General features: G+C 58.2%; 13 protein-coding genes. 3 read left to right on the top strand and 10 right to left on the bottom strand.

Annotation, left to right across the window (positions count from 1 at the left end):
- Nucleotides 1-76 precede the first annotated feature (76 nt).
- Nucleotides 77-1,474, top strand: a complete 1,398-nt coding sequence (locus tag ACA048_RS26320; RefSeq protein ID WP_497626923.1) for an MFS transporter — start codon at nucleotides 77-79, stop codon at nucleotides 1,472-1,474.
- A gap of 9 nt (nucleotides 1,475-1,483) precedes the next feature.
- Nucleotides 1,484-2,011 (top strand): single-stranded DNA-binding protein, encoded by a 528-nt coding sequence (locus tag ACA048_RS26315; RefSeq protein ID WP_017341065.1) that lies wholly within the window; start codon nucleotides 1,484-1,486, stop codon nucleotides 2,009-2,011.
- Between the two features lie 65 nt (nucleotides 2,012-2,076).
- Here ACA048_RS26315 and ACA048_RS26310 read toward each other — a convergent pair whose 3' ends face one another.
- From ACA048_RS26310 to ACA048_RS26265, 10 genes are all read right to left on the bottom strand, one after another.
- Nucleotides 2,077-4,281, bottom strand: a complete 2,205-nt coding sequence (locus ACA048_RS26310; protein ID WP_497626922.1) for an OsmC domain/YcaO domain-containing protein — start codon at nucleotides 4,279-4,281, stop codon at nucleotides 2,077-2,079.
- A gap of 108 nt (nucleotides 4,282-4,389) precedes the next feature.
- Nucleotides 4,390-5,547: a glutathionylspermidine synthase family protein gene (locus tag ACA048_RS26305; protein WP_497626921.1), complete on the bottom strand. Its 1,158-nt coding sequence runs from the start codon at nucleotides 5,545-5,547 to the stop codon at nucleotides 4,390-4,392.
- A gap of 12 nt (nucleotides 5,548-5,559) precedes the next feature.
- Nucleotides 5,560-6,270, bottom strand: a complete 711-nt coding sequence (locus tag ACA048_RS26300; protein ID WP_497626920.1) for a DUF1190 domain-containing protein — start codon at nucleotides 6,268-6,270, stop codon at nucleotides 5,560-5,562.
- Between the two features lie 19 nt (nucleotides 6,271-6,289).
- The gene (locus ACA048_RS26295; protein ID WP_027924370.1) at nucleotides 6,290-6,718 is read right to left on the bottom strand and encodes a DUF350 domain-containing protein; all 429 of its coding nucleotides are present in this window, start codon (nucleotides 6,716-6,718) and stop codon (nucleotides 6,290-6,292) included.
- A gap of 14 nt (nucleotides 6,719-6,732) precedes the next feature.
- On the bottom strand, nucleotides 6,733-7,413 hold the full coding sequence (locus ACA048_RS26290) for a DUF2491 family protein (protein ID WP_497626919.1): 681 nt from the start codon (nucleotides 7,411-7,413) through the stop codon (nucleotides 6,733-6,735).
- Between the two features lie 65 nt (nucleotides 7,414-7,478).
- On the bottom strand, nucleotides 7,479-8,042 hold the full coding sequence (locus tag ACA048_RS26285; protein WP_497626918.1) for a rhomboid family intramembrane serine protease: 564 nt from the start codon (nucleotides 8,040-8,042) through the stop codon (nucleotides 7,479-7,481).
- Nucleotides 8,043-8,135: 93 nt separating this feature from the next.
- Complete coding sequence (locus tag ACA048_RS26280; protein ID WP_477790166.1) at nucleotides 8,136-8,834, bottom strand: PspA/IM30 family protein; 699 nt, start codon at nucleotides 8,832-8,834, stop codon at nucleotides 8,136-8,138.
- 21 nt (nucleotides 8,835-8,855) lie between these two features.
- The gene (locus ACA048_RS26275) at nucleotides 8,856-9,545 is read right to left on the bottom strand and encodes a YjfI family protein (protein ID WP_497626917.1); all 690 of its coding nucleotides are present in this window, start codon (nucleotides 9,543-9,545) and stop codon (nucleotides 8,856-8,858) included.
- A gap of 143 nt (nucleotides 9,546-9,688) precedes the next feature.
- Nucleotides 9,689-10,513, bottom strand: coding sequence for an alpha/beta fold hydrolase (locus tag ACA048_RS26270; RefSeq protein ID WP_497626916.1), 825 nt, complete (start codon nucleotides 10,511-10,513; stop codon nucleotides 9,689-9,691).
- Nucleotides 10,514-10,549: 36 nt separating this feature from the next.
- Nucleotides 10,550-11,101 carry a cysteine hydrolase family protein gene (locus ACA048_RS26265; protein WP_497626915.1) on the bottom strand — a complete coding sequence of 184 codons (552 nt, stop codon included), beginning with the start codon at nucleotides 11,099-11,101 and terminating at the stop codon, nucleotides 10,550-10,552.
- A 102-nt stretch (nucleotides 11,102-11,203) separates the two neighbouring features.
- Here ACA048_RS26265 and ACA048_RS26260 point away from each other — a divergent pair, with 102 nt between their 5' ends.
- Nucleotides 11,204-12,196, top strand: coding sequence for a GlxA family transcriptional regulator (locus ACA048_RS26260; RefSeq protein WP_497626914.1), 993 nt, complete (start codon nucleotides 11,204-11,206; stop codon nucleotides 12,194-12,196).
- Nucleotides 12,197-12,238: the final 42 nt, after the last annotated feature.

Below are 12,238 nucleotides of genomic sequence, written 5' to 3'. Positions count from 1 at the left end.
GCGTCAAAGCGTCGCGATATACCCTGTCATTCGATGGGACTGGTAGAATCGCGGCCGGTTCACATGAGGTTTTTCCATGCACGATCCCCACAGCGAACGCATGAGTGGCAGTGAGACCCGCGCAGCAAGCGGTCTGGCCCTGGTGTTCGCCTTCCGTATGCTTGGCATGTTCATGGTGTTGCCGGTACTGGCGACCTATGGGATGGATCTGGCAGGCGCAACACCGGCCCTCATCGGGCTGGCGATCGGCGCTTACGGCCTGACCCAAGCAATCTTCCAGATTCCTTTCGGTATCATTTCCGACCGTATTGGTCGCCGTCCGGTGATTTACCTGGGGCTGATTGTCTTCGCCCTGGGTAGCGTATTGGCGGCCAATGCCGATTCGATCTGGGGCGTTATCGCCGGACGAGTCCTGCAAGGCGCGGGGGCGATTTCTGCCGCCGTCATGGCTTTGTTGTCAGACCTCACCCGCGAGCAGCATCGGACCAAAGCGATGGCCATGATCGGCATGACGATTGGCCTGTCGTTCGCTGTCGCCATGGTGGTCGGGCCATTGGTGACCCGTGCCTTCGGCCTGTCCGGGCTGTTCATCGCTACGGGCGGCATGGCGCTGTTAGGCATCGTCATCGTGATGTTCATGGTGCCGAAATCCACCGGGCCGTTGCAGCATCGCGAGTCTGGTGTCGCGCGTCAGGCGTTGATGCCGACGCTCAAGCACCCGGACCTGTTGCGCCTGGACCTCGGCATTTTTGTGTTGCACGCGATGTTGATGTCGAGCTTCGTTGCATTACCTTTGGCACTGGTCGAAAAAGCCGGTCTGCCTAAAGAGCAGCACTGGTGGGTGTACCTGACCGCACTGCTGATTTCCTTCTTCGCCATGATCCCGTTCATTATCTACGGCGAGAAAAAACGCAAAATGAAACGAGTTTTACTCGGCGCCGTCGTGACGCTGATGCTCACTGAGCTATTCTTCTGGCAGTTCGGCGATAGCTTGCGGGCTCTGGTGATCGGGACTGTGGTGTTTTTCACAGCGTTCAATCTGCTGGAAGCTTCGTTGCCTTCGCTGATCAGCAAGGTTTCACCAGCAGGTGGCAAGGGCACGGCGATGGGGGTTTATTCCACCAGCCAGTTCCTCGGTTCGGCACTGGGCGGTATCCTCGGCGGCTGGATGTATCAGCATGGCGGTCTGTCGGTTGTGTTCCTTGGGTGCGCCGGTCTCGCTGCCCTCTGGCTGGCCTTTGCTGTTACCATGCGCGAACCTCCCTACGTGACGAGTCTGCGCTTGCCGTTGTCGCCCGAGGCGATCCGCGAAGCGGGTCTGGTCGAGCGCCTGAAGGCTGTCGTAGGGGTAACAGATGCAGTGATCGTCGCAGACGAAGCGGCGATTTACATCAAATTGGACACCGAACTATTGGATCGCACCACCCTCGAGCGCCTGGTGAACAACCCGGCCGAGGCAGCGTGCGTAGCCTAGGAGAACGTTATGGCCCGTGGGGTTAACAAAGTCATATTGGTCGGCACTTGCGGCCAGGATCCCGAAGTTCGCTACTTGCCTAACGGTAACGCCGTGACCAACCTGAGTCTGGCGACCAGCGAACAATGGACCGACAAGCAAACCGGTCAGAAGGTCGAGAAGACCGAATGGCACCGTGTTTCGATGTTCGGCAAGGTTGCGGAAATCGCCGGCGAATACCTGCGTAAAGGCTCGCAGGTGTACATCGAAGGCAAGCTGCAGACCCGCGAGTGGGAAAAAGACGGTATCAAGCGTTACACCACTGAAATCGTGGTCGACATGCAAGGCACCATGCAACTGCTGGGCGGCCGTCCACAACAGGGCGACCAACAAGGCGGGGGCAACAACTACCAGCAGTCCGCCCCGGCTCCACGCCAGCAGGCTCCGCGTCCGCAGCAGTCGTCGGCACCGCAACAGTCGCGTCCGGCTCCACAGCAGCAGGCTGCGCCTCAGCCGGCTCCGGATTTCGACAGCTTTGACGACGATATTCCGTTCTAAAAAAGCAGCTATCCAGTCAGTAAAAAAAAGCGAAGCCATCTGGCTTCGCTTTTTTGTGGGCACCGTTAACTGGATAACGTGGTCACGTTGGCCCGTGCCGAGTGCAGTTTCTTGTAGCTCTCGATCAAGCGCAGGTGCCTGTCGAGCCCTTCCAGTTTCATGCTGGTCGGCGTCAAGCCGTGGAAGCGCACGCTGCCGTCCACCGATCCGATGGCTGCATCCGTACGCTCGTTGCCAAACATCCGGCGGAAATTGGCCTCGTAGTCTTCCAATTCCAGGTCTTCGTCCAGCTTCATTTCCAGCACCACATTGACGGCCTGGTAGAACAAACCACGCTCAACCGTGTTGTCGTTGTACTGCAGGAACATTTCCACCGCCTCTTTCGCCTCTTCATATTGCTGCAAGGCGAGATAGATCAGCAGCTTCAACTCCAGGATCGTCAGCTGACCCCAAGCCGTATTGTCGTCAAATTCGATGCCGATCAAGCTGGTGATGTCGGTGTAGTCGTCCAGCTCACTTTCCACCAGACGTTCAACCAGCGATTGCAGTTCTTCTTCGTCCAGGCGATGCAGGTTGAGGATATCGGCGCGGAAGAACAGCGCTTTGTTGGTGTTATCCCAGATCAGATCGTCCGCAGGATAGATTTCCGAATAGTCCGGCACCAGGATGCGGCAGGCCTTCGCGCCGATATGCTCGTAGACCGCCATGTACACTTCTTTGCCCATGCCTTTCAGAATGCCGAACAAGGTCGCGGCTTCCTCGGCATTTGAGTTTTCACCCTGGCCGGAGAAGTCCCACTCCACGAATTCGTACTCCGATTTGGCACTGAAGAAGCGCCACGACACCACGCCGCTGGAATCGATAAAGTGCTCGACGAAGTTATTCGGCTCGGTCACCGCATGCCCTTCAAACGTCGGCTGGGGCAGGTCGTTGAGGCCTTCGAAACTACGGCCCTGCAACAATTCGGTCAGGCTGCGTTCCAGCGCTACTTCCAGGCTTGGGTGTGCACCGAACGAGGCGAATACACCGCCGGTACGCGGGTTCATCAATGTGACGCACATCACCGGGAATTCACCGCCCAGGGACGCATCCTTCACCAGCACGGGGAACCCTTGCTCTTCCAGCGCCTGAATACCGGACAGTATCCCGGGGTACTTCGCCAGCACATCGGCCGGCACATCCGGCAGTGCAAATTCTCCTTCGATGATTTCGCGTTTTACCGCGCGCTCGAAAATCTCCGACAGGCACTGAACCTGGGCTTCGGCCAGCGTGTTGCCAGCGCTCATGCCGTTGCTCAGGAACAGGTTTTCAATCAGGTTGGACGGGAAATACACCACTTCGCCGTCCGATTGGCGTACATACGGCAGTGAACAGATGCCGCGCTCTTCATTGCCCGAGTTGGTGTCAATCAGATGTGAGCCGCGCAGTTCGCCGTCGCGGTTGTAAATCTTCAGGCAGTATTCGTCGAGAATTTCAGTGGGCAGCGCATCCTTGCGGCCAGGTTTGAACCAGCGCTCATCCGGGTAATGCACAAACGGCGCGTTGGCGATGTCTTCGCCCCAGAACTGGTCGTTGTAGAAGAAGTTGCAGTTCAGACGCTCGATAAACTCGCCCAGCGCCGACGCCAACGCGCCTTCCTTGGTCGTACCCTTACCGTTGGTAAAGCACATCGGCGAATGCGCATCGCGGATGTGCAGGGACCACACATTGGGCACGATATTGCGCCACGAAGCGATTTCAATCTTCATGCCCAAGTCCGCCAGAATGGCTGACATATTGGCGATGGTCTGCTCCAGCGGCAGGTCCTTGCCCGCGATATAGGTGCTCGCCTCTGAGTTAGAAGCAGGCATCAGCAACGCCTGGGCATCGGCGTCGAGGTTTTCGACCTCTTCGATCACAAACTCAGGCCCGGCTTGCACCACTTTTTTCACGGTGCAACGGTCGATGGAGCGCAGGATGCCCTGGCGGTCCTTGTCGGAGATGTCCGCCGGCAACTCGACCTGAATCTTGAAAATCTGGTTGTAGCGGTTTTCCGGATCAACAATGTTGTTCTGCGACAGGCGGATGTTTTCGGTGGGAATGCTGCGAGTGTCGCAGTACAACTTCACGAAATAAGCCGCACACAAAGCCGATGAAGCCAGAAAGTAATCGAACGGACCCGGTGCCGAGCCATCGCCCTTATAGCGGATAGGCTGATCGGCGATCACGGTGAAGTCATCGAACTTTGCTTCAAGCCGAAGGTTGTCGAGAAAGTTGACCTTGATTTCCATTGGGGATTACCAGAATAACGGGCTAGACGAATTGGCCGCCATTATCCGGCTTTTCAGTCATATGTCTTGCGGGCGTCTTACTATATGTCCACGCCGGCGATGGATGGGTCAGTCGAGGATCAGGTGCGGCAAAAAGCGGCTCGAATCCTTGGTGATCAAACTGTTGTCTTCCCGCACACCAATACCGGCCGCCTGATCACCAATCACCCAAGAGCCAATCAGCGTATAGCTGTCGCCAAACTTGGGCAGCGGCGCGAATTCCTGAAGGATAAATGGCGCATCGGTGTAGGGCCCGTCCTCTTTCACGATCAGGCCATCGGCGGTTTGCAGCTCGATATTGGCGCCTTCCCGGGAGAAGAACGGCTTGCGAACCCAACCCTTGGGCACCGATTTATTCGGATCGGTGTCCAGGTGCGCCGCGAGCAGGTTGGGGTGACCTCTGTTGAACTCCCACAGCAACGGCAGGATGCCTTTGTTGGAAATGATGGACTTCCAGGCCGGCTCAAAAAACTGCGTATCACTTTGGGCAATTGCAGCGCCGAAGGGCTCGTGGAAGATGAATTCCCAGGCGTGCAGTTTGAACAGATGAGGAATCCAGCGATCCTCAAGATCGACGAAGCGTCCGTCACTGGTCAGGCCGATGTCTTCAATATCAATGTGGCGTGATTCGATGCCGACCTTCTCCGCGACCAGTCGCAGGTAGTCGGTGGTGCCCTTGTCTTCGACGGAGTGTTTCATCGAGGCGAAATAGAACGGTTTCTTGAGCTGCAACTGAGCAAAGGCTTGATGTAGCTTGGTGTCGATGCTGTTGAACTGGTCGGCATGCTTGGGCAGCAAACCACGTTCGATGCATTGCTCCAGCCAGCCCCATTGAAACGCAGCGGCCTCATACAGGCTGGTCGGCGTGTCATAGTTGAGTTCCAGCAACTTGGCCGGCCCGGTGCCGTTGTAGGAGAAATCCATACGCCCATACAGGTGCGGGTGACCTTCGAGCCATGACGTGCGAATCATGTCGTAGAACGCCGGGGGAATGCTCAGGCGCTCCAGCAATTCCTCGTTCTGCACCACCCGGGCCACCAGGTCCATGCACATTTCATGGATCTCGGTGGTCGGGTCTTCCAGGTCGTTTTCGATCTGCTTGAGCGTGAACTGGTAATACGCGCGCTCGTCCCAATAGGGTTCGCCGTCGATGGTGTGGAACATAAAGCCGAGACCTTCGGCGGTTTGTTTCCAGTCATGACGCTCTGCGCAATGGATCTTCTTCATGGCCCGGTTTCCTTAACTGCTCGACCCGCCGCCCCAGCCGCTGCGTGCACTGGCCTTGCTGCCGAAGCCGCCACGCGACGTCGACGAGGCAACGGAAACCGGCTTGCTGGCCGATTTGCTGATGGAAGTGCTGTACCCGCTACCGTACTTCGCCTGGTTGGATCGGTTAAACGTTGAACCGCTGGCAATGCGCTGGTTGAGTGTTGAAGTGCCGTAGTTACCGCGATTATCGCGGTAGCGGTAGACCGGCTGGGAGAAATAGCTGCTGCGGTTGTTGCTCAGCATATTGCCGATCAACAGCCCGGTGAGCAGGCTGCTGGTGGAGAAGCCCGAACCGCCGGTGTTGGCTTCCGAGGCAGGCAGTTGCGCCTTGGCGGCGTCTACCTGGGATTGCGTCACCTGGCCATCGGCTGTGAGCTCGAAGCCGCCGAGTTTGGGGATGAACTTGCCGGCCGAATCCTGCTGGCACCAGTCGGCGACAAAGTCGGCATCGCAATCAGCCTGGTTGTCATACACCGGCGCAATACGGCGATGCTCGGCCATGGCGGTCATGTAGGCGTCCGAGCAGACGTCCACCGGGAGTTTTTCATCCGCGCATTGCTGAACGGACTGAAAGTTGTACTGCTTCTGTATCGGGTAGGTTTTTTCCGTTGGCCCGCAACCGGATATCGCCATGGCGACCGATGCTGCCAGCGAGAGCTGAACGTACTTGCTTCGTTTCATCAGGGGCTCCGCTGCGCAATCAATTCTGGGAAGGGGTCATGCACGCGGCATTCAACATGCCGACGCTGATGGCCACTGCCGCGACATAGATGCCCGCTGCAATCTCACCTTTTTTAATGCGTTCCGAGGTGCCTTTCAGTACCAGGCTGGTCATCAGGAATGCCAGCAGTTGTACAAACGCAGCGATCACCGCCCAGACGACGAAGTCGAGGAGGCTGATCGAATAGGCAATCACATTGCTGGCCGGAATGGCGAAGCCGATGATGGCGCCACCCAGTGCAATCGCGGCCGCCACGTTGCCCGAACGGATCAGTTCGAACTCCTTGTGCGGTGTGATGCGGGTGTAGATGAACTGGAATAGCGCGAACAGCACGGCGGCGCCGAGGATGTACGAAACAAACCCGAGCACGGCCGCCGGGTTCAGGGAGATGGAGAGTGCTTCTAGCATGGACGTCTACCTTGTTAAAAAGTGTTCAGGTCGGTGGTGTACAGCGAGATGCCCAGCGACGTGCTCAAACTGATGGTGCCTTCGGCGTCTTCTTCGACGGAAAACAACAAGAATTCCCGGCGATCGGTCAGGCCGGTTTCGCGGGCGTACAGCATCGAACGGTGCTCGATGCTGTAGGACTCATCCGGATTTTTCAGCTGTTCGCTCAGCGCCACCAGTTCTGTCTGGCCATTATCGGTGCCCCATTCGCGGGTGTATTCGACACCGTTGTGGGTGTAGGTCGGCAATCCGATCAGGCTTTGCGGGCCGGCCAGTCGACGCAACTCCGCTTCGCTGCTGATGGTGATGTAGCTGATGTAATTGAACAGGATCACCGACTCGACCTGGCCGGCGATATCGCCGGTGGTGTGCACTTGCAGCCAGTAGTCTTCATCGTTCATGTAATAGCGCGACAGCCAGGTCGACTGCCCGAGATCGATAGTGCCGGCGCTCCAGATTTGCTGGGAGCCCGGGATTGTCACCGTGGTGTTGCCGTCGAGCAACAACCTCAGGCTGGTGTCGAACATCACGCCCTTACCCAATGCCAGGCCCAGCGGGCCGGTGACCGGCGGCGTGACGCTGGCGGTCCATTTCGACTGGGTGTTTGTGTCCGTGTTCGGGGCCTCAAGCCCCATCAACTGTTTAAACCATCCCATTGGAAGTTTCCTTGAGGCGAGTGGAGACAATGCAATCGCTTCGGCATCTGAGTGTTCAAGTGCGCTTACCGGGCGGCATTAAATCTGCCGCGTGGCGCAGATAAAAGTACTTTGGCGGCAATAAAACCGGCGAATGCCCCGAATAGATGCCCTTCAAATGAAATGCCCCGCCGAGGTAAAAAGCCAAAGATCAGGCCGCCATACAACAGGGCAACGACGCCCGCCGTGAGCACATTGCCCCAGCTCTTCTGGAACCAGGCGCGCGACAGAATGTACGTCCACAGCCCGAAAACCCAGCCGCTGGCGCCAATGTGTACGCCTGTAAAGCCGAACAGCCAGACCAGCGAGCCGCCCAGCAAAATAATGATGGCACTGACGGCCATGAACCGATTGAGCCCTTCGATCATCACCAGCGTACCCAGGACCAAAAAGGCCACCAGGTTGGCGCTCAGGTGCGAAAAGGACGCGTGCAAAAAAGGTGAAGTGACGATGCCGAGCAGTCCATTCACGGTTCTCGGAATCAGGCCGAATGCCATAAGGCTGTAGCCGGTCGCGGCATTGATCACTTGCAGCGCGACCATGAAGATGGCCAGGCCGGCGATTATCTTGAAACCCTTCAGGGCATCCATCCTTGACCTCGACACGAGAAAAAACTGAAACGCAAACAATGTGGGAGCGAGCCTGCTCGCTCCCACAGGTTATGCATCCGGCACCTGAGTCGATTACTCGGCCGATTTTTGCTTCAGGCGTTCCAGAATCGCGTTGGCGCTGCCTTCGTTCGGCGTGATGCCGGCTTCGCGCAGTTTGCGCTCCAGGTCGTTGCCGGTCGATGCGTCGGCCAGTTCGTCCTGCGCTTGCAGTTCTGCGGCGCGTTGCTGCTGCTTGGCCTGCAAACGGTTCAGTGTGCCGACGGCGGTTTCCAGCTTGCCGTTGGCGCCGCCGCTGGCGATGGATGCGCTGACCTGGGCTTTCTGTACGCTATCGCGCGCCTTGGCCATGTCTACTTGCTGGCGCAGGCTCTTGATGCGGGCTTCGGCCTTGGTGATGTCTTTGCGCATGCTATCCGCGTAACCACCGAATTCGCTGGCCTGCTTTTGCTCGACATCAAGTTCGTTGGTCAGGGTCGAAATCGCTTCGGCCACTTCCAGCGCCAAGTCTTCGCGGTTGGCCTGGATCGCGGCCATGGCCTTGGATTCCAGGTCCTTGATTTTGGCGTTGTACTCGCTGACGCGGTCGGCCGACAGTTTGTGCTTGGCCATGATGGTGACCAGCTCACGCTTGGCATTGGCCAGCGCGCTGTCAGCATCGCGAATTTCCTGGTCGAGAATGCGCAGGGCCTGTTGGTCGACGATCGATTCGCCCACTTCGGTGGCGCCGCCGCGCAACGCGGTGAACAACTTGCTCCAGATGGACTGAGTCATTGGATCTTCCTTTCCTGATAATTACTTGAAGAAGCGCTCGAAGGCTTCGATGGCACGCTGGACGTTGTCGACCAGGGTTTTTACCTCGGTCACCACGTTGGTCAGGCTGGAGTCGGAACTCAGCGCGCCGAACATGTTGTAAACGACTTGGCCGTTGGGCATGGACTCGATACCGATCGAGGACAGCGGGAACATTTCCCGGCTGCGCAGCACGGCATCGTTGAAGGCCGGCACGTCGTTGATGGACTCGACGTCGACCAGAACGGTGTCGACGATGATCTGCTCACCGGCGACGGCGATGTGGATTGGCAGACCGCCAAACTCGTTCATCTCCAGCCTCAGGGTGGGTTCGGCGCTTTGGATCAGGGAAAGCGTGATCTCTTGCGAAGCCACCTCATCAAGCGCCTTGAGAGCATTAAAGAGGCTATCGATGTTCCAATTGTTGCTTGCGCTCATGTAATTCTCCGACATGAATGAGCCAGCCAGAATCGGTTGGCGTAGCTGTTGTTCCATGTGCTTGAGCAAGCTTCGGTTTTCCGGAAGCACCCAAGTTTCGTGTTTCACATAGCCGGCGGCTGCCAGGCCTGCACGCATCTGCTTCATGTAGAAGCTTGATGGTTTCTTCACGGACGGTTTCGAACGCTCTCCCTTGGGGCTTTTTGATGTAGCAACAGGCTCGCGAGGCGGGTCTGACGGGGAGCGGCTTTTCATGGGGTGACTCCGTTGTGAACATCTCACGCGTGAGCAACCCTACAACCAAAGAAGTACACCATCAACGGCTCACGCGTGAGATTTTGTTACCGCAAGCGAAAAGGCCCGCAGCAAGGCGGGCCTGTAGTATTTCAAGGTGTTTCTCAGCCCTTGGCGAAGGCCAGCATGTCCTCATTCACCTGTTCTTTATGGGTGTCCGTCAGCCCATGCGGCGCCCCTGGATACACAATCAGTTGGGCATGTTCGATCAACCGCTTACTCTCCAGCCCTGCGGCCTGAATCGGCACAATCTGGTCGTCATCGCCATGGATGATCAAAGTCGGGACATCAAACTTCTTCAGGTCTTCACGGAAATCGGTTTCCGAGAAGGCCTTGATGCTGTCCAGGGTGTTCTTGTGACCGCCCATCATGCCTTGCATCCAGAACGAGTCGATCAACCCTTGCGATGACGTAGCGCCGGGGCGGTTGAAGCCGAAAAACGGGCCGCTGGCGACGTCCTTGTAGAGTTGCGAACGGTCGGCGATAGACGCGGCGCGGATACCGTCAAACACTTCAATCGGCAGGCCTTTGGGGTTGGTGTCGGTTTTCAGCATCAATGGCGGTACCGCGGAAATCAGCCCGGCCTTGGCCAGACGTCGAGTGCCGTGGCGACCGATGTAGCGGGCGACTTCGCCGCCACCCGTCGAGAAGCCAAAAAGGATCACGTCCTTCAGGTCGAGATGTTCGATCAGCTCGGCCAGGTCATCGGCGTAATGATCCATGTCGTTGCCGTCCCACGGCTGGCTCGACCGGCCATGGCCCCGACGATCATGCGCGATGGCACGGAAACCGTTGTTGGCGAAGTGCAGCATCTGCGATTCCCAACTGTCGGCGCTCAAGGGCCAACCGTGGCTGAACACCACCGGTTGTCCGCTGCCCCAGTCCTTGTAATAAAGTGTGTTGCCTTCGCGAGTCGTCAGAGTAGCCATGTCGATGATCTCCGGTGAGGTGCGTGGGTCGTACGTTTAATTGCGGGACAGGAATTCGTCGGTGGACACCACGCTGGCATAGGCAAAACCCAGGGCCGACATGAACGCGGCGTGGACGTGAGCGGCCGGCACCGTCAGACCGTTAAACTCCAGGTCACGTGAGGCACAGGCATCATGGATGACCGTGACGGTGTAACCGAGGTCGTTGGCGGCGCGGGTGATGCCGTCGACGCACATGTGGCTCATGCTGCCGACCACCACCAATTCCTTGATTTCTTGCTCATCGAGGATCGACTTTAGTTCAGTTTCGCGGAACGAGTTGACGAAGTGCTTGAGGACGACGGGTTCATTGGCACGGTTGAGCACTTTGGGGTGCAACTTTGCGCCTTCGGAACCGGGGGTAAAGAACGGTGCTGCTTCGGAGGTGAATTCGTGGCGGATGTGCACCACCGAATCACCGGCCTCACGAAAGGCCTTGAGTAGTCGAACGGCGTTATCCGCCGCGGCGTCGGCGCCGACCAGCGGCCACTTGCCTTGTGGGAAGTAGTCGTTTTGGATATCAACTACGATGAGTGCTTGCTTGGCCATGACGGTGTCCTCGAAGTGCGTGTTGGGTGTGGAATGAAGTATTGGGTTTAGCAGGCCGTCCGAGGATTGGCCGCACCGACAATAGAAAGGGGAAAACTGACAATGGACGCAGAAAGGCCAATCGCCGAGCTGGGCGTGCTGATTTATCCTGGTGCGCAGATGGCTGCGGTGCATGGGTTGACCGACCTGTTCGGTGTGGCTAACCGGATCGCCGCCGATCATCAGGCTGCGCGGTTGCCGCTGCTGCGCGTCAGTCATTGGCACGTGGAGGGCGATCAGGCCCCGGTTCGGGTCTACGACAGTCACCCCGCGCCGGACTCGGCCTTGGTGGCCGTGTTGATCCCGCCGTCGATCGACAGTTTTTACACCGGCCAGGTGCCGCAGGCGTTGCTTCAATGGGTTCGTCAGCAACACGCTCGCGGCGCGACCCTCGGTGGCGTCTGCGTGGGCTCGATTCTATTGGCCGAAAGCGGCTTGCTCGACGGTCGCAGCGCCACCACTCACTGGACCTCGGCCAAAACCTTCGCCGAGCGTTACCCGGCGATCAAGCTCAAGGCCGATACGCCGATTGTCGACGACGGCGATCTGATCACCACGGCCGGGCTGATGGCCTGGTCCGAGTTGGGGTTGCGCCTGGTGGACCGTTTGCTGGGGCCGAGCATTGCGACCGGCACGGCGCGGTTTCTGGTGGTGGAGCACAGCGACAGTGCGAGCGAGTGCGGCAGCAACTTTTCACCGATTCTCAGTCATGGCGATGCGTCGATTCTCAAGGTCCAGCACTGGCTGCAAAGCACCGGGGCGACCAATGTATCGCTAACGGCCATGGCCGAGCGGGCAGCGCTGGAAGAACGTACGTTCCTGCGTCGGTTCCGCGCGGCGACCGGTCTCAAACCGACCGAATATTGCCAGCACCTGCGAGTCGGCAAGGCCCGGGAAATGCTCGAATTCACCAACGGCACCATCGATCACATTGCCTGGACCGTGGGGTATCAGGACCCGAGTGCGTTTCGGGCGACGTTCAAGAAGATTACCGGGCTGGCGCCGAGTGATTACCGGACGCGGTTTGGTGTGTCGCCGGTGGCGGCTACCCGCTAGCCGCACCACCTCAAATCCCCTGTGGGAGCCAGCCAGCCAGCC

The organism is Pseudomonas sp. LBUM1659 (assembly GCF_059716045.1).
The sequence above is the reverse complement of the archived record's forward strand: the minus strand, read 5'-3'. Positions and strand labels throughout refer to the sequence as shown.

What these genes read in the sequence shown, in the direction of transcription:
- ACA048_RS26320 (WP_497626923.1), top strand. Translation starts at nt 77, where the DNA reads ATGCACGATCCCCACAGCGAACGCATGAGTGGCAGTGAGACCCGCGCA.
- ACA048_RS26315 (WP_017341065.1), top strand. Translation starts at nt 1,484, where the DNA reads ATGGCCCGTGGGGTTAACAAAGTCATATTGGTCGGCACTTGCGGCCAG.
- ACA048_RS26310 (WP_497626922.1), bottom strand. Translation starts at nt 4,281, where the DNA reads ATGGAAATCAAGGTCAACTTTCTCGACAACCTTCGGCTTGAAGCAAAG.
- ACA048_RS26305 (WP_497626921.1), bottom strand. Translation starts at nt 5,547, where the DNA reads ATGAAGAAGATCCATTGCGCAGAGCGTCATGACTGGAAACAAACCGCC.
- ACA048_RS26300 (WP_497626920.1), bottom strand. Translation starts at nt 6,270, where the DNA reads ATGAAACGAAGCAAGTACGTTCAGCTCTCGCTGGCAGCATCGGTCGCC.
- ACA048_RS26295 (WP_027924370.1), bottom strand. Translation starts at nt 6,718, where the DNA reads ATGCTAGAAGCACTCTCCATCTCCCTGAACCCGGCGGCCGTGCTCGGG.
- ACA048_RS26290 (WP_497626919.1), bottom strand. Translation starts at nt 7,413, where the DNA reads ATGGGATGGTTTAAACAGTTGATGGGGCTTGAGGCCCCGAACACGGAC.
- ACA048_RS26285 (WP_497626918.1), bottom strand. Translation starts at nt 8,042, where the DNA reads ATGGATGCCCTGAAGGGTTTCAAGATAATCGCCGGCCTGGCCATCTTC.
- ACA048_RS26280 (WP_477790166.1), bottom strand. Translation starts at nt 8,834, where the DNA reads ATGACTCAGTCCATCTGGAGCAAGTTGTTCACCGCGTTGCGCGGCGGC.
- ACA048_RS26275 (WP_497626917.1), bottom strand. Translation starts at nt 9,545, where the DNA reads ATGAAAAGCCGCTCCCCGTCAGACCCGCCTCGCGAGCCTGTTGCTACA.
- ACA048_RS26270 (WP_497626916.1), bottom strand. Translation starts at nt 10,513, where the DNA reads ATGGCTACTCTGACGACTCGCGAAGGCAACACACTTTATTACAAGGAC.
- ACA048_RS26265 (WP_497626915.1), bottom strand. Translation starts at nt 11,101, where the DNA reads ATGGCCAAGCAAGCACTCATCGTAGTTGATATCCAAAACGACTACTTC.
- ACA048_RS26260 (WP_497626914.1), top strand. Translation starts at nt 11,204, where the DNA reads ATGGACGCAGAAAGGCCAATCGCCGAGCTGGGCGTGCTGATTTATCCT.